Source organism: Pseudomonas sp. GW821-FHT07G06, from assembly GCF_058986625.1.
The window spans coordinates 23,979-45,989 of sequence record NZ_JBYSVW010000016.1 but is presented as its reverse complement, the minus strand read 5'-3'; the positions used below and the strand labels follow the sequence as shown (position 1 = coordinate 45,989).

The following is a 22,011-nucleotide window of genomic DNA, read 5'->3' as shown; positions in this document are numbered from 1 at the left end:
GACTCCTCATTGGCCATGGTCAGGCGATCAGGCGGACTTGAAACGCGCCATCAGTTCGGCACGCGCCGGGCTGGTCAGCGTCGCGGCGGCACCGAACTCCAGCGGGCTCAAGGCCTCGGCGGCCGGGTACATGATCGGGTCGTCGAGCATCGCCACAGGCAGCAAGGCATCGACACGCTTGTCGCCGCTCGGGTAACCGTGGCTCAGCACTTCCAGCTTGTTGTGCTGGGGATCGAGCAGGTAGTTGATGAAGGCGTAGGCGGCGTCCTTGTGCTCCGAGCTTTTCGGAATCGCGAAGAAGTCGCTCCACAACTCGCCACCTTCCTTGCCCAGTTCGAACTGCATTTGCGCGTTGTCGCGGTGCAGTTGCGAAGCGTCGCCAGTCCACGACATCGCCAGCCAGGCATCGCCGCTGCGCATCGACGGCTGAATGTCGGAGTTGATCGCGAACAGGTGCGGCTTGACCTCGATCAGCAGTTTTTCCGCATCGGCCAGTTCTTTCGGGTCCAGGGAGTTGAAGCTGTAGCCGAAGCTTTTGAGGGCGTTGCCAATGGCGGTCAACTGGTAGTCGTGGACCATCGTCCGGCCACTGGCCGGGCCCTGGGCGGCGACCCAGAATTCCTTCCAACTGGTCGGGCCGTTTTTCAGCTTGCCGGTGTCGTAGAGCATGCCGGTGGTGCCCCAGTTTTTCGGCACCGCGTAGACCTTGCCGTCCACCGTGCCCTGGGCCATGAACTTCTGCTGGAACGCCGAGGCATCGAAGTTGGGAATGCGCGACAGGTCCAGCGGCTCGATCAGGCCCAGCCCGACGTAGGTGCTGATGGTGTAGTTAGTCGGCACCAGCACGTCCCAGCCGCTGCCGCCGGCCTGCAATTTGGCGAGCATTTCCTCGTTGGAACCGAACACGCTCATCGACACCCGGGCGCCGGTGGTCTTGCCGAAGGCGTCGATGTTTTCCTGGCTGTGGTAGTTCGGCCAGGTCGCCAGCGACAGGCGATCACCGAGCTTGGTCTGCTCGGCGGCCTCGGCGCTGGAGGTCAGCAGGCCGGGCATGTTGGTGGCGACCACGGCGGCGGCAATGCCGAGGCCGGTGCGACCAAGGAACTCGCGGCGGCTGATCGAGCCGTTCTGCCAGCTGCGCAGGGTTTTGATAAAAGTCTTCTGGTCCATAGCACGCTCCACATCCGGTTGATGAAACGAATCGATGATTTACAACGCCATGGCCAGGCCATTGGCGTGATCCCAGCCGACGCGAACCGCTGCGCCGTGTTCGAAGGCATTGGCGCCGTGATCCTGCTGGCGCGGCACCCGTACGCAGACCACGCCGAAGGCATGGGTGCGCACGCGGTATTCGGTGGAATTGCCCAGGTAAATGCGGTCTTCGACGCAGCCCGGCAGCTTCACTTCGCGGCTCATTTCGGCATGGGCGCCGGCGATGCTGATCAGCTCCGGGCGCACCGCAATGCAGCCGGCGGCATTGGCGCTCAGAGATTTGCCGGTAGGCGTCAGCGGGCTGGTCAGCTCCAGACCCTGCTCGGTACGCAGCACCACCGAATTGCCGTTGAGCTGGCGCACCGTGCCGTCGAACAGATTGGACTCGCCGATAAAGTCGGCGACGTAGCGGCTGGCCGGGGCTTCGTAGAGTTGTTCCGGGGTGGCGGTCTGGATGATCGAACCGTTGTGCATCACGCTGATGCTGTCGCTCATCGACAGGGCTTCTTCCTGATCATGGGTGACCAGTACGAAGGTGATGCCGACCTCGCGCTGCAAACGCAGCAGTTCCGATTGCATCTCCTTGCGCAGCTTGCGGTCCAGCGCGGCCAGCGGCTCGTCGAGCAGCAACACCGTCGGCTTGTTCACTAAGGCGCGGGCGAGGGCGACACGCTGTTGCTGGCCGCCGGAAAGCTCGCTCGGCTTGCGCTGGCCAAAGCCGCTCAGGCGCACCATCTCCAGCGCTTCATCGGCCATGCGCAGTTGCTGTTTCTTGTCCGGGCGCGGTGTGCGATAGCGCAGGCCGTAGGCAATGTTCTGCGCCACGGTCAGGTGCGGGAACAATGCGTAATGCTGGAACACCATGTTCACCGGCCGCTCGAACGCCGGCACCCCGGCCACGCTTTTGCCGGCCAGACGCACCTCGCCGCTGGTGGGCTGTTCGAAACCGGCGATCATGCGCAGGGTGGTGGTCTTGCCACAGCCCGAGCCGCCGAGAAAGGAATGAAACGAGCCACGCCGCACCGCGAAATCCAGACCGCTGACGGCCTGTACCTCGCCATAGCGTTTGACCACATTGCAGAATTCGATATCGCTTGGCGGGGTGTTGTTCACGAGGCGGGCTCCCTTGCAGTGATGAATCAGTGCGTCGGGAGCCAAACTAGCAATGGGGGTTTTGCGGTGTATATATCCCTACGGGGATAGAAGCAGATTACTGTAGGAGCGAGCTGGCTCGCGATGGACTCAAGAGCGCTGCGTTCAGCCAGTCATCACGCGTAATCGTTAACGACCATCGCGAGCAGGCTCGCTCCTACAAAATGCAGATGCGTGTTTAAAGACATCCGGGGTTACTTCGCGAAGGCTACACCACCTTGCGTCATTGCCTACAGGTACGCCAGAATCCGCCGGCTTGTGCGCTTCGGGCCTGGGTTTTATCGTTTGCCGGTCGCTGGAAAACAACAGTGATCGGGTTTGGTAGCCCAGGTATGCGAGGTGCAATGCTTCATCATTTGCAGTGTTTTTCTACTCTGCTCTATGGTGGCCATGCACAGGGCGCCTTCGGGCGCGCCGGTCTCCTTGCATCCCGGTCTACCAACCTGCGTATGGCCACCACCCTACGTTTGGTAGCGTGAGAGTGATGGCTCCTTTTTACGATGCGAGGAGTTTCACTATGTTCAAAGTCACACCCAACCCGCCGGACACCGATCCGGCATTCCCGTACGAAAGCCTCGATTCAAGCAAGCTCCACGAAGCCGCCGAGCGCGAGCTCAACCCAGGCCCCCACATCATGGCCACCCCTCACAAACCCAGCACGATGTTCATCGTCAATCCCGAACTCAATACCGAGACCTTGCTGGTGCACGCCTGCGAGTCGCTGGCGTCGGCCAATGTCATGGCCAACGATCTGGTGGATCATCTGGAAGGGTCGAGCCGCAATGCGCTGTTGGGCATCGCGCAGGTGATCATGCTGGGGGAGTTGGCGGTGAACCGGGCACTGGATCAGCTTGATCCGCCCTGACCACAATCTTCAGATCACCAGTAGACCTGTGGGAGCGAGCTTGCTCGCGATGGCGGTATGTCAGACACATCAATGTTGAATATGCTGCCGCTATCGCGGGCAATCCCGCTCCCACAGGGTTTTCTGCTTACCGACAGGTATCAGGCTTGCAGCTTGAGCCCAGGGGAGCAGGATCAGCTTGATTCGCGCTGACCACAATCTCCGGATCACCGATAGACCTGTGGGAGCGGGCTTGCCCGCGATGGCGGTATGTCAGACACATCAATGTTGAATGTGCTGCCGCTATCGCGGGCAAGCCCGCTCCCACAGGGTTTTCTGCTTACCGACAGGTATCAGGCTTGCAGCTTGAGCCCAGGGGAGCAGGATTAGCTTGATTCGCGCTGACCACAATCTCCGGATCACCGATAGACCTGTGGGAGCGAGCTTGCTCGCGATGGCGGTGTATCAGACACATGGATGTTGAATGTATGGCCGCAATCGCGAGCAAGCTCGCTCCCACAGGGATATGCGTATACCAACAGGTATCAGGCTTGCAGCCTGAGGCCGGGCGCCTGCAACGGGTCCTCCGTCAGCTCCCGAATGAACAACCCCAGCAACTCCGACTGGCTGCCAATCCCCAGCTTGGCGTAGATGTTCTTGCGGTGAATCTTCACCGTGCCGGGGCTGATGTTCAGTTGTTCGGCCACCGACGCGCTGGAGTGGCCGCGCAGCAACAGTTGAACGATTTCCTGCTCGCGCCCGGTGAGGATGTGCGCGCCGAAGTGGTCGAAGGCTTCGCGGATCTTGAAGTCCAGGTCTTGCGCTGGTCGCGGTTGTTGGGCCTGACGCAAGCGCCAGGCTTCATTGATGACCTGTTCGACCACCGCTTGCGCGCACTCGACCAGTTGCATTTCGTCCCGGCTGAACGCACAGCTGGCGCTGGAACGCATCAACGACAACACCGCCATGGCGCCGCCACCGAGGTCGACGAAGAACGCCACTTCCTCGGCCAGGCCGGTCTGCTGGTAATAGGTCAGGAAGTATTCGCCAAGGTAGAAATGGTCGGGGGCGAACTGGCGCAACCGCCACAGTCCCGGCGCCTGCCCGCGTGTACAAGCCAGGTAGAACGGATCGAGCAGGTAAGGCCCGCACTGGTAGTCGTCGACATACACCGCGCGCTTGTCCGCCGAAAACGTATCGAACAACGCCAGTGGCCGGTGATTGCCTTCATAGACAAACAACACGAAATGATCGACCGGGCAGATTTGTCGAAGCCAGTGGCTCAACCCCGACAGCCGCGCATGCCCGGCAGGCAGGTCGAGCAGGTGGGCGACTCCGGTGGTCCAGAGTTTCAGTTCCTTGGGGCGCATGGCGGCTACAGGCAGAAGAGGATGGCCTTTGGATGCACAAAGTACGCCATGGCGGGGGGCCCCGTGTGGAGCGGGGTGGCGCACGGCATTGCGTTTAAAAGACGCACCGCATTGGGGCCGGGTGTTACCGAGTGCTACAGGGCTGGTAGCAGAAATGATCAGGCGGTCGAGTGGTGCTGGACGATCTGGATGAGGTTGCCGCAGGTGTCGTCCAGTACCGCGAGGGTGACCGGTCCCATCACCGTCGGCGGGCGGGTGAACTGAACCCCGGCGGCACAGAGCCGGGCATATTCGGCCTGCACGTCCTCGACACCGAAAAACGTGCAGGGAATGCCGTCCTGCTTGATTGCGCTCTGGAAGGTTTTTGCCGCGCCGTGGGCATTGGGCTCCAGCAGCAGCTCGACGCCATCGGGATCGCCGGGGGACGTCAGCGTCAGCCAGCGGTGTTCGCCCATGGGAATGTCGTGCTTGAGTTCAAAGCCGAGTACATCCCGGTAGAACGCCAGGGCCTTGGCCTGATCATCGACGAGTACGCTGGTGACTACGATTTTCATGGGGTGTTCCTCCTGATGGCTGGCCTGTAAAACCGAAAGGGTGCGCTCCTTTTCGGGAGAACACCATTTTGGCCATTCAAGCTCCCGACGGGCGTTGTCCAGTAGACGGCAGCAGCAGGGTCAGAATTCCCAGCAGCGGCAGGTATGAACACAGCGTGTACACGTACTCGATGCCATGGATATCCGCCAGATGCCCGAGCAACGCGGCACCGATCCCGCCAAAACCGAACATCAGGCCGAAGAACACCCCGGCGATCATGCCGACGTTGCCGGGCACCAGTTCCTGGGCGAAGACCACGATGGCCGAGAATGCCGAGGCGAGGATGAAGCCAATGATCATGCTCAACACGCCCGTCCAGAACAGGTCGACGTAGGGCAGGGCGAGGGTGAACGGCGCTGCGCCGAGGATCGAGAACCAGATCACCCGCTTGCGGCCGATCCGGTCGCCGATCGGGCCGCCAAAGAACGTACCCGCCGCGACGGCACCGAGGAACAGGAACAGGTACAGCTGCGAACTGGCCACCGACAGGTCGAATTTTTCGATCAGGTAGAAGGTGAAGTAACTGGTGAAGCTGGCCATGTAGAAGTATTTGGAAAACACCAACAGCGCCAACACCGCCAGGGCGAAGGTCACCCGCCGTTTCGACAGGCCGTGGGTGGCCTTGCTGCCTTGCTTGAGCTTGAACAGGTTCAAGTGATTGCGATACCAGCGGCTCAGGCCGTATTGCACGAGGATGGCGAACACCGCGAACAGGCCGAACCAGGCGACATTGCCCTGGCCATAGGGAATGATGATCGCGGCGGCCAGCAAGGGGCCGAAGGCGCTGCCGGCGTTGCCACCGACCTGAAAGGTCGACTGCGCCAGGCCGTAGCGACCGCCCGAGGCCAGGCGCGCCACCCGCGAGGTCTCCGGGTGAAAGGTCGACGAGCCAACCCCCACCAGCGCCGAGGCCACGAGAATCGCCGGGAAACTGCCGACCATCGACAGCATCAGGATACCGATCAGGGTGCAGACCATGCCGGCCGGCAGCAGCCACGGTTTGGGATGACGGTCGGTGTAGAAGCCGATCCACGGTTGCAGCAGTGAGGCGGTGAGCTGGAAGGTCAGGGTGATCAGGCCGACCTGGGTGAAGCTCAGGCCATAAGTGGCCTTGAGCATCGGGTAGATCGACGGCAGCACGGCCTGGATCAGGTCGTTGATCAGGTGCGCCAACGCACAGGCGCCGATGACGCGCATGACCAGGGGGCTGGCCTGGCTGGCGACCGAGACGGTGGGTGAGGGCGAGCTGAGGGTGGTGGTCGACATAGGCGGGTTTCCGGATAAAAAACGCGAGCCGCGAACGCAAGGCGCAGCCAATTTCAGGGTTCGGCGTTATCCTATGGCCCACAAAGTCGCCCGTCTCGCGCAACTCGGGCGCCGACCATCGCAAAAAGGGCGTCATGATCAAGCCATTGCAGACATTTCTTGCGGAGATCGACCAGGGCGGCTGGAGCGTTCGCAGCAGTGCGACCGACTACCCGGAAAACTGGTTTATCGCGCCGCATTCCCATGAAAAGCATCAACTGATCTATGCCATCGAAGGCGTGATGGTGGTGCACGCCGCCACCAGCCAATGGACGGTGCCGCCGAGCCGTGGCATCTGGATGCCGAGTGGGGAAGTGCACTCGATTCGCTGCGTGGGGCCGATCAAGATGCGCAGCGTGTTTGTGCACCCCGGCGCGAGCCCGGACCTGCCCGGCGAAACCCGCGCGGTGAGTGTGTCCGCCTTGCTCAGTGAGCTGATCAAGGTCTCGGTGGATTTCGATTTCAATTGCGATCCGGACTCGCGGGAAGCCCGGGTGCTGCGACTGATCCTGGATGAACTGACGATCCTGCCGACCTTGCCATTGAACCTGCCGCAGCCCACCGATCAACGGATCAACCAGATCTGTAGCGCATTGCAGCAAGACCCAGGGGATGGCTCGACCTTGTCGGACTGGAGCGCGCGGTTGGACCTCGACGTCAAAACCATCCAGCGCCGCTTCCGCAAGGAAACCGGCATGACCTTCGGCCAATGGCGCCAGCAAGCGCGACTGCTGCTGGCGCTGGAACGCATCGCCGTCGGGGAGAAGATCATCGACATCGCCGGGGAGCTGGGATACGACAGCCCGAGCGCGTTCACGACCATGTTCAAGAAGCAGTTCGGCAAGACGCCGAGTGATTTTTTCAAGTAAGGCGGCCACCCGTGGGACGGCCGCTTGACGTCTGAATCCGTTCAGGACCCTTGCGGTGTTTCACCCCGCGCCAGTCGGGCATTGATGTCTTCGATGACCGCCGGCAGATCGACGATGGTATCGATCAGGTAGTGCGGGCGGGAGCCTTCGAACATCTTGACGATGCGGGCCCGCTCACTGTCCAGCCTGTCGGAAGGCAGGGCCTTGTATTGCTCGTAGGTCAAGCCCAGGGCATTGCCGGAACAGGTCAGCGCGACCGTCCACATCCCGGCGGCACGGCCTTCGAGAATGCCGGGCCAGGTGTCGTCGACCTTGACGCAGGCGGCGACGTCGCTGATCCCCAGGGCAATCACGTTGGCCAGCGCCTGGGCCGGGTAGGGGCGGCCGTTCGGCACCTCGTCGGTGGCCACCACATGGTCCGCCACGTAGCCATTGTGCCGCGCCAGTTCGACCACTTTTTCCATGACCACGGCCGGGTAACCGGAGCAGGAACCGATTTTCAGGCCCTTGTCGCGCAAGGCATCGATGGTGTTCAGGGCGCCGGGAATCAGGGCCGAGTGCAGGGCGATTTTCTCGATCTGCAGCGGCATGAAGCGCTCGTACAGTGCGGTGACATCGTCATCGGTCGGCAGGCGGTCAAACACGGCACGGTAGCGCTCGGCGATCTGCGGCTGATTGCACAGGGTGCGGATGTGATCCCACTTGCCCATGCCCATCGGGCCCCGGGCTTCTTCCAGCGAAACGGCGACGCCGAACTCGGCAAAGGCTTCGACGAAAATCTGCGTGGGGGCGAAGGAGCCGAAATCGACAACGGTGCCGGCCCAGTCCAGGACCACGGCTTGCAGTTGGGTCGGTTGTTGGTAGTTCATGGGATTTCTCCATTTTTTGTTGTGGGCAGGCCGTCCCTCCTGTCGCCAGGAAGTAGGCCTGTGGATTGCTCAAGGGTGAGACGAAATCAGGTGGCCGGCGTTGGGCTCGAGTCGAACAGCTCCGCGATCATCGGCCGGTTTCGGCGGATGCCCAGGCAGCACAGGTGGTAGTCGATGGAAAACGGGTGATTGACGAAGGTGATCGGTTTGGTGCCGGGCGTTTCGGCGTACTCGACGGCCGAGACGAAACCGATACCGATGCCCTTGGCGATGGCATGGACGATGGCCTCGCGGCTGTTCAACTGCATGACGCAATTGAGGGCGACGCCCAGGCGCTTGCAGCTTTCCTCTACCAACTGGCGAGTGCGGGAGCTTTTTTCCCGTAGCACCCATTTCTCTTCGCTGATCTGCTCGACATGGACTTCTTTCTGCCGGGCCCAGGGATGGTCCTCGCGCACCACCGCAATGATCGGGTAGCGCCGGTAAAGCTGCGTGTCAAAACGCTGGTCGAATTCGGACAGGGCCAGGATCGCCACATCGATATCGAAGTTGAACAGGCGATCCAGGGTCTCTTTTTCCGGAGAAAACGAGGTTTCCAGCTCGATGTCCGGGTGCCGCTGCATCAGTTCGTAGGTCAGGTTCATCGCAATGGGCGGGGACACCGCGCCCAGGCGCAGCATGCCGGTCTTGCGTTGCTTGAAACTCTGCAGCAGTTGCACGGCTTCATCCTCCTGGCCGAACAGGCCCTGGGTGATCGCATAGAGTTGGTGCCCGGCGGCACTCATTTCGATAAAGCGGCCGCGGCGATGGAACAGCTCCACGGAAAACTTCTTCTCCAGGGCATTGACCTGCTCACTGACCGTGGGCTGGCCAACGCTCAGGTACTCGGCGGCGAGGGTGAAGCTGCCGGTCTTGGCCACCGCGTGAAATGAACGTAGCCACTTGTGGTACTGGTACATAGACGATCCTGTTCAGAAGCCGCGCCTTCGATTCAATCTGCCGTGCCAGCCAATCAACGCCTGATGAACAACGCGACAATCGCACTGCACAGGCAGGCGCTGGTGACCACGATGAAGATCAGCGAGGTGTTGCCGGTACTGTCGAGCATACTGCCGATCAGCGGTTCCGCCAGGCCGGCGAACAGATAGGACGAGAAGTTCATCACGCCGGTCGCCGTGCCGGCACGATTGGCGCCCACCAGGTCCGGGCACAGTGCCCAGAAGCTGGAGGCGGGGCCGTACACGAAGAAACCGCAGAGGAACAACGCCACAAGGCCGGTCGCGCTGTGGGGGGCAAGGGTCCACATCCACAAGCTGGTGGCCGCACCGAGGAACATGTAGAGCATGATCGCCAGGTAGCGCCTGGAGCCGAACAGCTTGTCCGAGATCCAGCCGTTGCTCAGCGCGCCGATGGCCATGCCGACCGGAAGGGCCACGGTGATCCATTTCGGATCGATCATGCTGTCGCCGCTTTTCCAGTTGGCGCCCAGAAAGTGCACCGGCACCCAGACGATCAAACCGTAGCGGGCAGCGTTCTGGAACCCCAGGGACACGGCGGCGATGATCAGGCGAAAGTTCTTCAGTACCGCTTTGTAGCGTTGCGCCGATGTTTCGGTTTCACCGTGCGCCACCTCATGGTTCTTGTCCTCGGCGTTGGCCACGCCTGTGTCGGCCAGCGGTTCGAATCCCAGGTCTTGCGGACGCTCGCGGGCCACCAGGTAGAAGATGATGCCGCCCGCCAGCATGAGCAATACGGGCAGGCGGAAGATCCAGCGCCATTCCAGATGCATCACTTCCAGCACGACGATCGAGGTCACGTAGGAAAGAACGGAAGCGCAACCGGCCGCGAACACGTAGAAGCCGTAGACCTTGCCGCGTTCACCTGCGCTCCACCAGTTGGAGATCAGCCGGCTGCCCGGTGCCCAGCCCAATGCCTGGAAGTAGCCATTGATGCCCCAGGGCAAAATCAACGCGGCAAAGTTACTGGCGAAGCTCGTCACCCAGTTAGCGCCGCACGACAGTACCGCGCCCAGGGTCATGATGCGTCGGCCACCGAATTTGTCGGCGAGGTTGCCGTTGATGGCCTGGCCAATGGCGTAGGCCCAGAGCATGGCGGCCGATACCCAGCCAAGGTGCTCTTTGGTAAAGCCGAACTCGGCCTGGATACCGGGAATGGCGAAACCGAACGTTTGTCGCCCGGTATAGAAAAACAGATAGCAAAACATGGCGGCCAGCAGCATGCGCCACTGGGCGAAGCGAAACGATGCGCTGTGTACGGCGAGACCTGGCATGGTTTGGGCACGATTCATGATCTTTTCCTTATTCTTGTTCGTTCCCTGCGAGTTGCGTCGCAGGGTGCACTCTTTTTCAGGTGCGGCAGGAAATCGTCGCGGCTCGTTACGCCGCTGGCAGTGTAGTGTCTTGGGGGCTGTCGAGCCCTAGGCCGCTCGTGAGCCGATGAAGTTCTTGCCGCGCGCGCCCTGCAGGGCGAAGTCGATCATGGCTTGCGCCTCTTCGGCCGTTACGCCGTAGTCGGCGAACTCGGTTTTCACGTCCAGGCTGTGCAGGAAGGCGCGCAAACGGGCCTGGGCTTTATCCAGGTCTGGCCCGAAAACCCGTTGCAGGGTCTTGTCGCGCGTTGCGTCGTGACCCCAGGCGAGGCCCAGTACCAGTGGCAAGGTGAAGGAGCAGGCGATGCCATGGGGCAAACCGTAGTGCAGGGTCATCTCATAGGAAATGGAGTGGGCCAGCGCGGTCTTGGTGTTGGAGAACGCCATGCCGGCCTTGAGTGCGGCGAGGGCCATCCGTGAACGCAGTTCCTGGTTGGACAGGTCACGCCGCAGCAAGGGCAGGCATTCGAGGATGTCTTCGATGGCGGAGATGGCGAAGGTGTCGGAAAGCGGGTTGGCGTTGATGTTCCAGATCGATTCCAGTGCGTGGGACAGTGCATCCAGCCCGGTGGAAACGGTGACGCTGGCCGGCACCGTGAGCATCAATTGCGGATCGATGATCGCGACCTTTGGCCAGGTACAGTCCAGGTGCAGGGAATACTTCTTGTGGTTGGCCGCGTCCCAGATCGTCGCCCAGGGCGTGACTTCACTGCCGGTGCCTGCCGTGGTCGGGGCTGCGATCAGCTGTTTGCTGCGTACCGGAACGAAGGGTTTGCCGCTTGCCAGCAATGCCAGCAGCTCATCGAAGCGGCCTGACTCGGTGCCGACTATCAGCGCCTTGGCGGTGTCGATGGCACTGCCGCCTCCGACGGCGATCACCGCATGGCAATCGCCGGCTTCCTGCCAGAAGCGTTCATAGGTCGCGCGCAGTTGCGCGACATCGGGATTGGGCTGGACATCTTCGATCACGTAGACCAGACGTTCGCCCAGCAACGCTTGAAGGCGATCCACCAGCCCCAGGTCACGGGCTTCGGGAAAGGTCACGACGGCAACGTTCTGGTGTTCGGTGATGGCGGCCAGCTCTTGCAGGCTGCCCCAGCCGAAACGGGTATCCACTGGGTTGTGAAATCGGGCGGTCATGGCGGGTCCTTGGTTTTTGTTGTTGGAAGTGATGCCATGCTCGCGGTCCACGGACTGCTGCACAAATCGATAATTCGCAGGTTTGAATCGGCTGGGCCGATAACGACCTCACAATGCAAAACACCGGCACGGGGCCGGTGTTCTGTTCAGCTAATAGTTTGAACACCGCACCTCCTGTGGGAGCGAGCTTGCTCGCGATTGCGGTCGTACATTCAACATCTATGTATCAGGCACAACGCTATCGCGAGCAAGCTCGCTCCCACAGGGTTTGTGTGTTGAGAACTTCAGACAAACAGGCGCAACAGTATCGTCGCCAGAATCACCGTCGAAGCCCCGCCAATGCGCGTGGAAATCTGCGCGAACGGCATCAGCGACATGCGGTTGGACGCGGAGAGGATCGCCACGTCTCCGGTGCCGCCCAGGCCGCTGTGACAGCAGGTCACGATGGCCGATTCGATGGGGTACATCTTCATCAGGTTGCCAATGAAAAAGCCGGCCACGGTCATCGACACCACCACCGAGACGCACACCAGTACATAGCCGACCGAGAACACTTTCACCACGCTGTCCAGCGGCACGTAGAGCATACCCAGGCCGATCATGACCGGCCAGATGAAGGCCGACGACACCAGCTTGTAAAAGGTGTTGGCGCCTTTCTCGAGTTTCTCCGGCAGCACCCGAAGGTACTTAAACAGCACCGCCGCGAGGATCATCATCACCGGGCCGGGAATGCCCACGACTTTTTCCAGCAGGCCGCCGAGGACGAAGAACGCGCAGATCACCAGGACCCCGGCACCCATGACGCGGAAGTCGACAAGGGAGCCGGTGTCTTCCTTGACCTTGAATTTATCGTTCTCGTCCTTGGCGCGGATCAGCGAACCTTCGCCATTGATGTTCGGGCGTTTGAGGGCCAGGCGCGCGAGAAAACCGGCACAGATGATCGCCGCGATGTTGCCGACCACGGCGGCCGGCGCCAGTTGCGCCACGTAGATATCCGGTGTGCCGCCGAGGATCGACGAGTAGGCCAGCGACAGGGGCAGAATCCCTTCGCCGATCCCGCCGCCAATGATCGGCACGATGATGAAAAAGAACGTGTGGTGAAAGCTGTAGCCCACCAGTTTGCCGACCAGCAATCCGCTGGCAACGGCGGCCAGGGTGCCGACGAGCAGGGGAATGAACATTCGCAGCATGCCCTGGACCAGGATGAAACGACTCATCCCCAGAATGCTGCCGACCACCAGGCTGGCGATCACGAAGTACAGGAAGTTGGCTTCCTTCATGAGCATTTTGGTCGCGTCGATCGTCGCCGGCCCGAAGAAGCCGTAGAACACCAGGATCGACGGCAGCATCAGGCACAGGATCGCGCCGCCGCCGATTTCCTTGAGGATCGGCAGGCGCGAGCCCAGTTGGCCGAAGAACACGCCCATGGTCATGATCACAGCGAGCCCGCCGATCATGTTCTTGGGCAGGAAGCCCAGGTGGGCCGAGAGATAAACGATGACCGCGATGCCGAGAAAGATCGGCAGCGGGATGACGCCGATTTCGTAGGCACAGAGGCTGCGCAGGCGTTGCACGAAACCGCCGTCGGGGGCGTTAAGGGTTTGCTCGTAGGGCTTGTTCATGTCGCGCTTTCCTCATGTTGTTTTTATCGAGGATTCAGAAACTACGGTTGGCCGGGGATGGATTGCCACTCGGTAGATCGATGCTATCCTTCGCGAATAACGCGATAAACAGCAAAAGTATGAGGCGTATGAACACGAATCGTGATCAGTTTCCCTTGCCTGAAGACCTCAAGGTGTTCCTCACCGTCGTGCGCAAAAACGGCTTCGCCAGCGCCGCCGAGGAGCTGGGGTATTCGCCGGCCTACATCAGCAAACGCATATCCGTGCTGGAAACCACGCTCTCGACCCGCCTGCTGCACCGCACGACAAGACGCATCGCACTGACCGACGACGGCGAGCGGGTGCGGGTGTGGGCGGAGAAGTTGCTGGGTGATTTCGATGATTTCGTCGGCGAAATATCCGAGGCGCGGCAACAACCCATGGGCTCGTTGCACATCTGCAGCAGCTTCGGTTTTGGCCGTAATCATGTGGCGCCGGCCATCTGCGAGCTGTCGCAGACCTATCCCAAACTCGAACTGCGCCTGGACGTGTTCGACCGCGTGGTCGATATCGTCGGTGAGGGCTTCGACCTGGAGATTCGCGTGGGGGATGACCTGCCGGGCCAGCACCTGGGGCGCAAACTGGTAAGCAACCGGCGGGTGCTGTGTGCGACGCCCGAGTACCTGGAACGGCGCGGTGTGCCGCAATCGCTGGCTGACCTCAAAGACCACGATTGCCTGGTGCTCAAGGAGCGCAACAACGCGTTCGGCGTGTGGAGCCTGACGAAGGACGGGCAGGAAGAATCGGTGCGTGTCAGCGGGCCGTTATCCTCGAACAACGGCGAGATCGTGTTGCAGTGGGCCTTGAGTGGCGGCGGGATCCTGTTGCGCTCGATGTGGGATGTGAAGCCGATGCTGGAGCAGGGGCGACTGGTGCAGGTGCTGCACGATTACACCCAGAGCGCCAACGTGTGGGCGGTGTACCCGACGCGGCTGAGCCAGTCGGCCAAGCTGCGGGTTTGTGTCGAGTTTCTCGAGGAGTATTTTCGTCATCTGTCTCTGTAGGAGCGAGCTTGCTCGCGATGGATTCAAGGGCGCCGCGTTTAGCCAGTAAGCACGCGTTATCGTTGACGACCATCGCGAGCGAGCTCGCTCCTACAGGAATCTGTTCGGCCCGTTGCAACGTGGTGCCAATGGCATCGAGCCCCAGAAGCCGTTTTTTTACATCTACCACACCCCCCTTGTAGGAGCTGCCGCAGGCTGCGATCTTTTGATCTTGATTTGAGCCCGTCAAAAGCCAAAAGATCGCAGCCTGCGGCAGCGCCTACAAGGAAGGTCAGCTTGCTCGCGATGGATTCAAGGGCGCCGCGTTTAGCCAGTAAACACGCGTTATCGTTAACGACCATCGCGAGCGAGCTCGCTCCTACAGGGTCCTTATCAGACCAGCCAGGGATTTTCCGCCAGGTGCCGGGCTTCGAACTGGCGAATCTGCTCGGCCCGTTGCAACGTGGTGCCAATCGCGTCCAGTCCCAGCAGCAACGATTGCTTGCGCAGTTCATCGATCTCGAACGGGATCACGTTGCCGTCTGCCAGTTCGATGGTTTGCTCCGGCAGGTTGACGCTGATTCGAGCCGTTGCCGGGTTGCTGGTCAACGCGGCAATCTGCTTGAGTTGTTCCTCGGTCAGCTGAATCGCCAACACCCCATTGCGCTGGCAGTTGTCGTAGAAAATGCCGGCGAAGCGGGTGCCGATCAGTGCGCGGATGCCGACCTGTTTCAGGCCCCAGACCGCATGTTCGCGACTCGAACCACAGCCGAAATTGGCACCCACCACCAGAAACGCAGCCTCGTTCCAGGCCGGTTGGTTGAGGATGAACCGCGGATCGGGTTCGCCGGACTCAAGGAACCTCAAGTCAAAGAACAGCCCCTTGTCCAGGCCCTTGCGATCAATCCCTTTGAGGAACTGCTTGGGCATGATCACGTCGGTGTCGATGTTGGCGGCCAGGAGCGGGGCGGCGCTGCCGCTGACGATAGCGAAAGGTTGCATGGTTCAAGCCTCCAGCGCGAAGGTGCGCACGTCGGTCAAGTGCCCGGTAATCGCTGCGGCGGCGACCATGGCCGGGCTCATCAAATGGGTGCGCGCACCGGCGCCTTGCCGGCCTTCGAAGTTGCGGTTGGTGCTTGAGGCGCAGCGATCACCGGGGGCGAGCACGTCGTCATTCATGGCCAGGCACATCGAGCAACCCGACTGGCGCCATTCAAAACCGGCGTCGAGGAAAATCTGCGCCAGCCCTTCGTCTTCGGCCTGGTCACGCACCATCGTCGAACCGGGAACAATCATCGCCCGCACATGGGCCGCCACCCGTTTGCCGCGCACGACGCGGGCGACATCGCGCAGGTCTTCGATGCGCGCATTGGTGCAGGAGCCGATGAAGGCGTGGCTGATCACCACGTCGCTGAGCGGCATGCCCGGTTCCAGGCCCATGTAGTTCAAGGCGCGTTGCATGCCCTGACGCAGGATCAGGTCCGGCTGCGCGGCCGGGTCCGGCACATGCCCGCCCACCGGTGCGGCCTGATCGGGGCTGGTGCCCCAGGTGACCATGGGTTCGAGCGTCGCGACATCCAGGGTGACTTCGCGATCGAACACCGCACCCTCGTCGCTGTGCAGGCCGCGCCATGTTGCGACGGCCTGTTCCCACAGCTGGCCCCGGGGGGCGCGGGGCTTGCGTTGCAGGTAGGCGAAGACCTTGTCATCCGGGGCCATGAACGCGCCTCGGGCGCCGGCCTCGACGGCCATGTTGCAGATGGTCATGCGCGCTTCGACGCTGAGGTCGCTGATCGCCGGGCCGGCGAACTCGATGGCGTAACCGGTGGCGCCCGAAGCGCCGATTTTCTCGATCAGGGCCATGATGATGTCCTTGGACGTCACGCCAGGCCCGAGCAGGCCATTGACCGTCACGCGCATCGTCTTCAGGCACTTGTAGACCAGGGTTTGCGCGGCCAGCAGGTGTTCGATTTCCGAGGTGCCGATGCCGAAGCCGAAGGCACCCAGGGCACCGTAGGTGGTGGTGTGGCTGTCGCCGGCGGCAATGACCATGCCGGGCAGGATAAAGCCTTGTTCGGGGGCCACGACGTGCTCGATGCCCTGGCGCTTGTCCAGCACATCGAACAGTTCGATGCCGAAGTCGCGGCAGTTTTCTTCGAAATAGGACACCTGACGGGCACCGCCGGCGTCCGGCATGGCGGCAACGCGTGTCGGCGCCGTGGGATTGACGTGGTCGACCACCGCCAGCGTCGCGCTCGGGCGCCAGGCTTTGCGACCTGCGTCGCGCATGCCGCTGAAGGCTTGCGGGCTGGTGTATTCGTTGGCGACCTGGCGGTCGATGTACAGCAGCACATGGCCCTGATCGTCGAGGGCGCAGACGGTGTGACTGTCGATATGTTTCTGGTAGAGCGTTCTGGGGCTGTGCATGTTGTGGGCTCTTGTTGTCATGCGAGATCACGGAAACGTACTCACAGCATATTCGTCGCCATTCCTGCATCAAGCGCCATTAAGTGAAGGCATTGAACACGATGTGTGAATGATCGATGGCTGCCCGTCGTAAAGAAATCACCTGGAACACTGGGGGAAATGCCGTAATCGATGGGGTTCGTCTCAATACCCCGTCGGCAGGGGCTGCCTTAGGCTGTGGGCTTTTGGCAATCAAGTCGGCGGAGTCGTTATGCGTTTATTTGAACTGATCACTTTTACCGTGCGGGTGCGCTCGGTGGCCTATGCACTGGCACGTATCGAGAATGAGTTGGCGAAGCCGGAAGTCGGCGGGGTGTTGATGGGGTGCTGGGCTTCGGAGATCGGCCCGTTGAATCAGATCGCCGTGCTGCGTGGCTATGCCGACGAACACTCAAGGCAGGCAGAGCGCGAGCGTTTCCTGCTGGGGGGCGGGGCGTTTGGCGTCAACGAGTTCATCACCGACCTGCGCATCGAAAACTACACGCTGTTTCCCTTCCTCGAACCCTTGAGCGCCGGCCAGCACGGTCCGTTCTATGAGTTGCGCGTCTACGATCTGGTCAGCAGCGGTTTGCAGCCGACACTCGACGGCTGGAGTAAAGCCATCGAGGCGCGAACCAGCGAACAGTATTCGCCGGTGTACGCGGCGTTTTACGCCACCGACGGCGCGCTGCCGCGTTACCTGCACATCTGGCCGTGGGCCAGCCTTGAGCAGCGCTTGCAGGTGCGCACCCAAGCAGTCGCCGACGGCGTCTGGCCGCCGGAAAACTCCGGCCCGCAACTGCGTGACATGTGCTCGACGATCTACCTGCCGGCGAAGTTTTCCCCCTTGCAATGACGACGGCCCGGCTCATGCGCAGTCGAACGGTGCAGATTAGCGACGCGCCGGGAATGGCCCTGTAAACTGGCGGCGCAAAAGGCGCTCGCCTTACCCTTTCAAGCAAGAGAACTTCCAATGGCAAACCACGACCTGACCTTTACGCCTGACCTCGATGCCGATTCGATTTCCTCCGACGTCGTCGGTTTCGCCGGTGTGCTGGTCTCCACCCAGATCCCCACCCGTGCCGACGGCAGCCTGGAACTGGGCGACATCACCCTGCAAAGCGAATGCACCCTGCAAGCGCTGAAGGTTGCGCTGGAACGTGCCGGCAGCTCCATGGACCGCGTGATGCACCTGACCATCTACCTCACCGACATGGCCGACCGCGCCGCGTTCAACGAGGTCTACAAGCGCTACTTCGCCAAGCCGTGGCCAGTGCGCGCCGCTGTCGGGGTTGCCTCGTTGGCGGTGGAAGGCATGCGCGTGGAAGTGACCGCGATGGCGGCCAAGGCCTGATCTCGGCAACACACAAAACCCTGTGGGAGCGAGCCTGCTCGCGAAAGCGGTGTGTCAGTCACCATCAACCTTGACTGTTATACCGCCTTCGCGAGCAGGCTCGCTCCCACAGGGGATGTTGGGCATTTGGTCAACGCCGATCAAATAATGTAGGAGCGAGCTTGCTCGCGATGAACACAAGGGCGACGCGTGCATACAGAATGCCCGCGTCATCGTTAGCGTCCATCGCGAGCAAGCTCGCTCCTACAGGGATTGAGGCTGGCCAGGCTTGCCCGAAACGCCACCTGGCAGCATACGGGTGCCGGTCAGGCGTTTCGCCGTTACAATGCACGCCTCGACCGTGACAAGCCTGACTAAAAAAACTATGTCTTTGCCCAAACATCACCTGGAATTGCTCAGCCCTGCCCGCGATGTCGCCATCGCCCGCGAGGCTATCCTGCATGGTGCCGATGCCGTGTACATCGGCGGCCCGAGCTTCGGCGCCCGCCACAACGCCTGCAACGAGGTGAGCGAGATTGCCGAACTGGTGGAGTTCGCCCGTCGTTATCACGCGCGGATCTTCACCACCATCAACACGATCCTGCACGACAATGAACTGGAGCCGGCCCGCCAGCTGATCCACCAGTTGTACGACGCCGGCGTCGATGCGCTGATCGTCCAGGACCTGGGTGTGATGGAACTGGACATCCCGCCGATCGAACTGCACGCCAGCACCCAGACGGATATCCGTACCCTGGAGCGGGCGAAGTTCCTCGATCAGGCCGGTTTCTCGCAACTGGTGCTGGCCCGAGAGCTGAACCTCAAGGAAATCCGTGCCATCGCCGACGAAACCGACGCGGCCATCGAGTTCTTTATCCATGGCGCGTTGTGCGTGGCGTTTTCCGGCCAGTGCAACATTTCCCACGCGCAGACCGGGCGCAGCGCCAACCGTGGCGACTGCTCCCAGGCTTGCCGCCTGCCGTACACCCTCAAGGACGAAAAGGGTGGGGTGATCGCTTACGAAAAGCACCTGCTGTCGATGAAGGACAACAACCAGAGCGCCAACATCCGCGCGCTGGTCGAGGCGGGCGTGCGCTCGTTCAAGATCGAAGGCCGCTACAAGGACATGGGCTATGTGAAGAACATCACCGCCTACTACCGCCAGCGTCTCGACGACGTCCTCGAAGACCGCCCGGACCTGGCCCGCGCTTCCAGCGGCCGCACCGCGCACTTCTTCCTGCCCGACCCGGAAAAGACCTTCCACCGCGGCAGCACCGATTACTTCGTCACTGACCGCAAGATCGATATCGGCGCCTTTGACTCGCCGACCTTCACCGGTCTGCCGGTGGGTGTGGTCGAGAAGGTCGCCAAGCGTGACATGCAGGTCGTGACGCATGAGCCGCTGTCCAACGGTGACGGCCTCAACGTGCTGGTCAAGCGTGAAGTGGTGGGGTTCCGCGCCAACATCGCCGAACCCAAGGGCGAATTCGAGGAGGACGGCGAGAAGCGTTATCGCTATCGCGTCGAGCCCAACGAGATGCCGGAGGGGATGTACAAGCTGCGTCCCAATCATCCGCTGAATCGCAATCTCGATCACAACTGGCAACAGGCGCTGCAACGGACCTCGGCCGAGCGTCGCATCGCCCTGAGCTGGGTCGCTCGCCTGCGTGAAGAACAGCTGGAGCTGACCGCGACCAGCGAGGAGGGCATCAGCGCCAGCGTCACCCTGGCCGGCCCGTTCGGCGCGGCCAACAAGCCGGAGCAGGCGCTGGAGCAATTGCAGGATCTGCTCGGCCAGCTGGGTACTACCCAGTACCACGCCATCGACATCAAGCTGGATGCGCCGCAGGCGTTCTTCATCCCGAACTCGCAGCTCAAGGCCTTGCGCCGCGAAGTGATCGAGGCCTTGACCCAGGCGCGGGTCGCCGCCCACCCGCGCGGCAGCCGTAAAGCCGAAACCACACCGCCGCCGGTGTACCCGGAGTCGCACCTGACCTTCCTGGCCAACGTCTACAACCAGAAGGCCCGCGACTTCTATCACCGCCATGGGGTCAAGCTGATCGACGCGGCCTACGAGGCCCACGAGGAAGCCGGCGAAGTGCCGGTGATGATCACCAAGCACTGTCTGCGTTTCTCCTTCAACCTGTGTCCGAAACAGGCCAAGGGCGTGACCGGCGTGCGCACCAAGGTCGCGCCGATGCAGCTGATTCACGGCGATGAAGTGCTGACGCTGAAGTTCGATTGCAAGCCATGCGAAATGCACATCATCGGCAAGATGAAGGGCCACATCCTCAACCTGCCGCAACCGGGCAGCGTGGTCGGTCACATCAGCCCCGAAGACCTGCTCAAGACCATCCCGCGCGCACCGCACTGAGTGACCGGCGAGCGCGCTGCAACGGCGCGCTCGCCTGTTGTTCAATACCCCGTGTAATTGAAGTAGACGACTGCCACGGCAACCGCGAGGCCAAAGGCTGCCAGGGCTTTTGTCTGTGCGCTGGCCTGAAATTCACTCGACGCCTGCTCAAGGGGGTGCGAGTACACGGTGGGGGCCTGGCGGCGCTGCCGCATGGCCCGATAGCTGTAGCGCAAGCCGATCAGCAGGGAAATGGCGATCAGGCCGAGGACCAGCCTGCGTATCGCCGGTCTTCCAGTGGCGGCCAGACTACCCTCGTGTTCACAGGCCGGACTTCCGAACTCCACCACGGAAACCGGTTGGTAGACCGCCGTGGATTGCTTTGCATCATTGTGCAGTGCCGCCATCTGTTCCAGATCCAGTGCCTGATACTTCCAGAGTGTCGACGATCCTTCCCGGCAATAAGTGAACGCAACGGGGCTCGAGGCGCCGATGATGCACGCGTCATTGATGCCGATTTTTTTCAGGGTTTCCGTCGCCGACCGTGTGAAGTCCAGTTCGAGGACAGGAATGACACCGTTGGCAGACACCGCGACCGACACCAGCAGGCCCGCGATGGCGCAGAGGGATGATATTTTCAAGGTATGGGCGTCCTCGTTTGTAGTTTTTTTTGTTTTAAACGCGGAGTCTGGTTGCGGCCTGCTCTTGCTGGAGTCTAGACGCTGGCGACAAACCCGGAGCTGCAGTCGACGCTATCCGCAGGTCTCGAGGACGGCTTTTTCAGCTCGTTTGAATTCCTGTTTGATGTCGGTGGGGATGCGTTGCTTCTTGACTTCCTGGCCGAGGAAGGGTTGATCGCTCCGGGAGTGGACCTCGGCGTTTTCGGCCGTTATCTGTGCTTCGATGGCGGCGGCGTGTTTGTCGATGACGGCATTGACCTCGGCTTCGTTCCTGGCTGTATCAAGTGCCAGGACCAACTGGCCGGCCTCGGCTTTTTCGGCTTCGGCATAGGCTTCGACCGTCAACCCGGAGGCCAGGGCCCGCGCCTGGGTTTCCAGGCCGTTGAGGTGCTCCCGGGCGGCCCTGCAGACCGCTTCCTGTCGCTGGCTCTCGATGTGTTCCCAGGTGTTCAGTCCATAGATTGCGGCCCCGACCACCAGGATGGTTGCAAAGGTGCCCATCAATTTGCCTTTCACATTTTGCGCCCTCAAATGACAAAGGAGGGGTGTTGAGCAAGCGATTCCCGATTCCATCCCCTAAAGGAAAAGCGTAGCAGACGTGATCGGGCCGAATGTGCGCCGACCACTTCCCCGGGACTCGGCTGAACACTAAGCATCTGTTTTAAAAAAACAAATTGTTTTATTGGGGCTTCCCAGACGAGACAAAAGTTGGTAAATTGCCGCCCACTCTTGCACAGGCCCTCAGGGAGCCTGTCACGCAAGCGGGCAACAGCGCTTGTTGCCACTCAAGAAAGCGAGTGCCTGGCACTCGT

The 22,011-nt window shown here is 61.4% G+C and carries 20 protein-coding genes; 6 read left to right on the top strand and 14 right to left on the bottom strand.

Annotated features, from left to right (window positions below; all coding sequences use genetic code 11):
- Positions 1-27: 27 nt before the first annotated feature.
- The gene (locus tag AC3WJW_RS23250; protein WP_493727546.1) at positions 28-1,170 is read right to left on the bottom strand and encodes an ABC transporter substrate-binding protein; all 1,143 of its coding nucleotides are present in this window, start codon (positions 1,168-1,170) and stop codon (positions 28-30) included.
- A 39-nt stretch (positions 1,171-1,209) separates the two neighbouring features.
- Entirely contained in the window at positions 1,210-2,325 is a 1,116-nt protein-coding gene (locus tag AC3WJW_RS23245; RefSeq protein ID WP_493727545.1) for an ABC transporter ATP-binding protein, read from the bottom strand.
- Positions 2,326-2,881: 556 nt separating this feature from the next.
- Here AC3WJW_RS23245 and AC3WJW_RS23240 point away from each other — a divergent pair.
- Positions 2,882-3,229: a DUF6124 family protein gene (locus AC3WJW_RS23240; protein ID WP_493727544.1), complete on the top strand. Its 348-nt coding sequence runs from the start codon at positions 2,882-2,884 to the stop codon at positions 3,227-3,229.
- A 524-nt stretch (positions 3,230-3,753) separates the two neighbouring features.
- On the opposite strand, the gene AC3WJW_RS23235 is transcribed toward AC3WJW_RS23240, so the two are convergent.
- From AC3WJW_RS23235 to AC3WJW_RS23225, 3 genes are all read right to left on the bottom strand, one after another.
- The gene (locus AC3WJW_RS23235) at positions 3,754-4,578 is read right to left on the bottom strand and encodes a response regulator transcription factor (protein WP_429389787.1); all 825 of its coding nucleotides are present in this window, start codon (positions 4,576-4,578) and stop codon (positions 3,754-3,756) included.
- 158 nt (positions 4,579-4,736) lie between these two features.
- Entirely contained in the window at positions 4,737-5,132 is a 396-nt protein-coding gene (locus AC3WJW_RS23230) for a VOC family protein (protein ID WP_493727543.1), read from the bottom strand.
- A gap of 76 nt (positions 5,133-5,208) precedes the next feature.
- Positions 5,209-6,438, bottom strand: a complete 1,230-nt coding sequence (locus AC3WJW_RS23225; protein WP_493727542.1) for an MFS transporter — start codon at positions 6,436-6,438, stop codon at positions 5,209-5,211.
- A gap of 134 nt (positions 6,439-6,572) precedes the next feature.
- Between AC3WJW_RS23225 and AC3WJW_RS23220 the strand changes: the two genes are divergently transcribed.
- A complete protein-coding gene (locus tag AC3WJW_RS23220) occupies positions 6,573-7,346 on the top strand; it encodes an AraC family transcriptional regulator (protein ID WP_493727541.1) in 774 nt (257 codons plus the stop codon).
- A gap of 41 nt (positions 7,347-7,387) precedes the next feature.
- On the opposite strand, the gene phnX is transcribed toward AC3WJW_RS23220, so the two are convergent.
- The 5 genes from phnX to AC3WJW_RS23195 all read right to left on the bottom strand — a co-directional run bounded on the left by phnX (position 7,388) and on the right by AC3WJW_RS23195 (position 13,366).
- On the bottom strand, positions 7,388-8,215 hold the full coding sequence (gene phnX / locus AC3WJW_RS23215; protein WP_007980567.1) for a phosphonoacetaldehyde hydrolase: 828 nt from the start codon (positions 8,213-8,215) through the stop codon (positions 7,388-7,390).
- Positions 8,216-8,301: 86 nt separating this feature from the next.
- On the bottom strand, positions 8,302-9,174 hold the full coding sequence (locus AC3WJW_RS23210; RefSeq protein WP_007980564.1) for a LysR substrate-binding domain-containing protein: 873 nt from the start codon (positions 9,172-9,174) through the stop codon (positions 8,302-8,304).
- A 53-nt stretch (positions 9,175-9,227) separates the two neighbouring features.
- Positions 9,228-10,523, bottom strand: a complete 1,296-nt coding sequence (locus AC3WJW_RS23205) for an MFS transporter (protein ID WP_493727540.1) — start codon at positions 10,521-10,523, stop codon at positions 9,228-9,230.
- A 129-nt stretch (positions 10,524-10,652) separates the two neighbouring features.
- A complete protein-coding gene (gene psrA / locus AC3WJW_RS23200) occupies positions 10,653-11,744 on the bottom strand; it encodes an iron-containing alcohol dehydrogenase PsrA (protein WP_493727539.1) in 1,092 nt (363 codons plus the stop codon).
- Between the two features lie 284 nt (positions 11,745-12,028).
- The gene (locus tag AC3WJW_RS23195) at positions 12,029-13,366 is read right to left on the bottom strand and encodes a 2-hydroxycarboxylate transporter family protein (RefSeq protein WP_102702584.1); all 1,338 of its coding nucleotides are present in this window, start codon (positions 13,364-13,366) and stop codon (positions 12,029-12,031) included.
- Between the two features lie 128 nt (positions 13,367-13,494).
- On the opposite strand from AC3WJW_RS23195, the gene AC3WJW_RS23190 reads away from it, so the two are divergent.
- Complete coding sequence (locus AC3WJW_RS23190) at positions 13,495-14,409, top strand: LysR substrate-binding domain-containing protein (RefSeq protein WP_476200787.1); 915 nt, start codon at positions 13,495-13,497, stop codon at positions 14,407-14,409.
- 372 nt (positions 14,410-14,781) lie between these two features.
- On the opposite strand, the gene leuD is transcribed toward AC3WJW_RS23190, so the two are convergent.
- Together leuD and leuC are read right to left on the bottom strand one after the other, a co-directional pair.
- The gene (gene leuD, locus AC3WJW_RS23185) at positions 14,782-15,390 is read right to left on the bottom strand and encodes a 3-isopropylmalate dehydratase small subunit (RefSeq protein ID WP_493727538.1); all 609 of its coding nucleotides are present in this window, start codon (positions 15,388-15,390) and stop codon (positions 14,782-14,784) included.
- Between the two features lie 3 nt (positions 15,391-15,393).
- Positions 15,394-16,815, bottom strand: a complete 1,422-nt coding sequence (gene leuC / locus AC3WJW_RS23180; RefSeq protein ID WP_493727537.1) for a 3-isopropylmalate dehydratase large subunit — start codon at positions 16,813-16,815, stop codon at positions 15,394-15,396.
- Between the two features lie 250 nt (positions 16,816-17,065).
- Between leuC and AC3WJW_RS23175 the strand changes: the two genes are divergently transcribed.
- The 3 genes from AC3WJW_RS23175 (at position 17,066) to AC3WJW_RS23165 (ending at position 20,540) form a co-directional block, all read left to right on the top strand.
- Positions 17,066-17,689, top strand: a complete 624-nt coding sequence (locus AC3WJW_RS23175; protein ID WP_493727536.1) for an NIPSNAP family protein — start codon at positions 17,066-17,068, stop codon at positions 17,687-17,689.
- A 117-nt stretch (positions 17,690-17,806) separates the two neighbouring features.
- Positions 17,807-18,187: a RidA family protein gene (locus AC3WJW_RS23170; RefSeq protein ID WP_116582778.1), complete on the top strand. Its 381-nt coding sequence runs from the start codon at positions 17,807-17,809 to the stop codon at positions 18,185-18,187.
- A 364-nt stretch (positions 18,188-18,551) separates the two neighbouring features.
- Positions 18,552-20,540, top strand: a complete 1,989-nt coding sequence (locus AC3WJW_RS23165; RefSeq protein ID WP_102702707.1) for a peptidase U32 family protein — start codon at positions 18,552-18,554, stop codon at positions 20,538-20,540.
- Between the two features lie 41 nt (positions 20,541-20,581).
- On the opposite strand, the gene AC3WJW_RS23160 is transcribed toward AC3WJW_RS23165, so the two are convergent.
- On the bottom strand, positions 20,582-21,160 hold the full coding sequence (locus AC3WJW_RS23160; protein ID WP_493727535.1) for a hypothetical protein: 579 nt from the start codon (positions 21,158-21,160) through the stop codon (positions 20,582-20,584).
- Positions 21,161-21,271: 111 nt separating this feature from the next.
- Positions 21,272-21,700: a hypothetical protein gene (locus AC3WJW_RS23155; RefSeq protein WP_493727534.1), complete on the bottom strand. Its 429-nt coding sequence runs from the start codon at positions 21,698-21,700 to the stop codon at positions 21,272-21,274.
- Positions 21,701-22,011 lie beyond the last annotated feature (311 nt).

Coding starts and splice junctions, on each gene's coding strand:
- AC3WJW_RS23250 (WP_493727546.1), bottom strand. CDS start 1,170: ATGGACCAGAAGACTTTTATCAAAACCCTGCGCAGCTGGCAGAACGGC.
- AC3WJW_RS23240 (WP_493727544.1), top strand. CDS start 2,882: ATGTTCAAAGTCACACCCAACCCGCCGGACACCGATCCGGCATTCCCG.
- AC3WJW_RS23235 (WP_429389787.1), bottom strand. CDS start 4,578: ATGCGCCCCAAGGAACTGAAACTCTGGACCACCGGAGTCGCCCACCTG.
- AC3WJW_RS23230 (WP_493727543.1), bottom strand. CDS start 5,132: ATGAAAATCGTAGTCACCAGCGTACTCGTCGATGATCAGGCCAAGGCC.
- AC3WJW_RS23225 (WP_493727542.1), bottom strand. CDS start 6,438: ATGTCGACCACCACCCTCAGCTCGCCCTCACCCACCGTCTCGGTCGCC.
- AC3WJW_RS23220 (WP_493727541.1), top strand. CDS start 6,573: ATGATCAAGCCATTGCAGACATTTCTTGCGGAGATCGACCAGGGCGGC.
- phnX (WP_007980567.1), bottom strand. CDS start 8,215: ATGAACTACCAACAACCGACCCAACTGCAAGCCGTGGTCCTGGACTGG.
- AC3WJW_RS23210 (WP_007980564.1), bottom strand. CDS start 9,174: ATGTACCAGTACCACAAGTGGCTACGTTCATTTCACGCGGTGGCCAAG.
- AC3WJW_RS23205 (WP_493727540.1), bottom strand. CDS start 10,523: ATGAATCGTGCCCAAACCATGCCAGGTCTCGCCGTACACAGCGCATCG.
- psrA (WP_493727539.1), bottom strand. CDS start 11,744: ATGACCGCCCGATTTCACAACCCAGTGGATACCCGTTTCGGCTGGGGC.
- AC3WJW_RS23195 (WP_102702584.1), bottom strand. CDS start 13,366: ATGAACAAGCCCTACGAGCAAACCCTTAACGCCCCCGACGGCGGTTTC.
- AC3WJW_RS23190 (WP_476200787.1), top strand. CDS start 13,495: ATGAACACGAATCGTGATCAGTTTCCCTTGCCTGAAGACCTCAAGGTG.
- leuD (WP_493727538.1), bottom strand. CDS start 15,390: ATGCAACCTTTCGCTATCGTCAGCGGCAGCGCCGCCCCGCTCCTGGCC.
- leuC (WP_493727537.1), bottom strand. CDS start 16,815: ATGCACAGCCCCAGAACGCTCTACCAGAAACATATCGACAGTCACACC.
- AC3WJW_RS23175 (WP_493727536.1), top strand. CDS start 17,066: ATGCGTTTATTTGAACTGATCACTTTTACCGTGCGGGTGCGCTCGGTG.
- AC3WJW_RS23170 (WP_116582778.1), top strand. CDS start 17,807: ATGGCAAACCACGACCTGACCTTTACGCCTGACCTCGATGCCGATTCG.
- AC3WJW_RS23165 (WP_102702707.1), top strand. CDS start 18,552: ATGTCTTTGCCCAAACATCACCTGGAATTGCTCAGCCCTGCCCGCGAT.
- AC3WJW_RS23155 (WP_493727534.1), bottom strand. CDS start 21,700: ATGGGCACCTTTGCAACCATCCTGGTGGTCGGGGCCGCAATCTATGGA.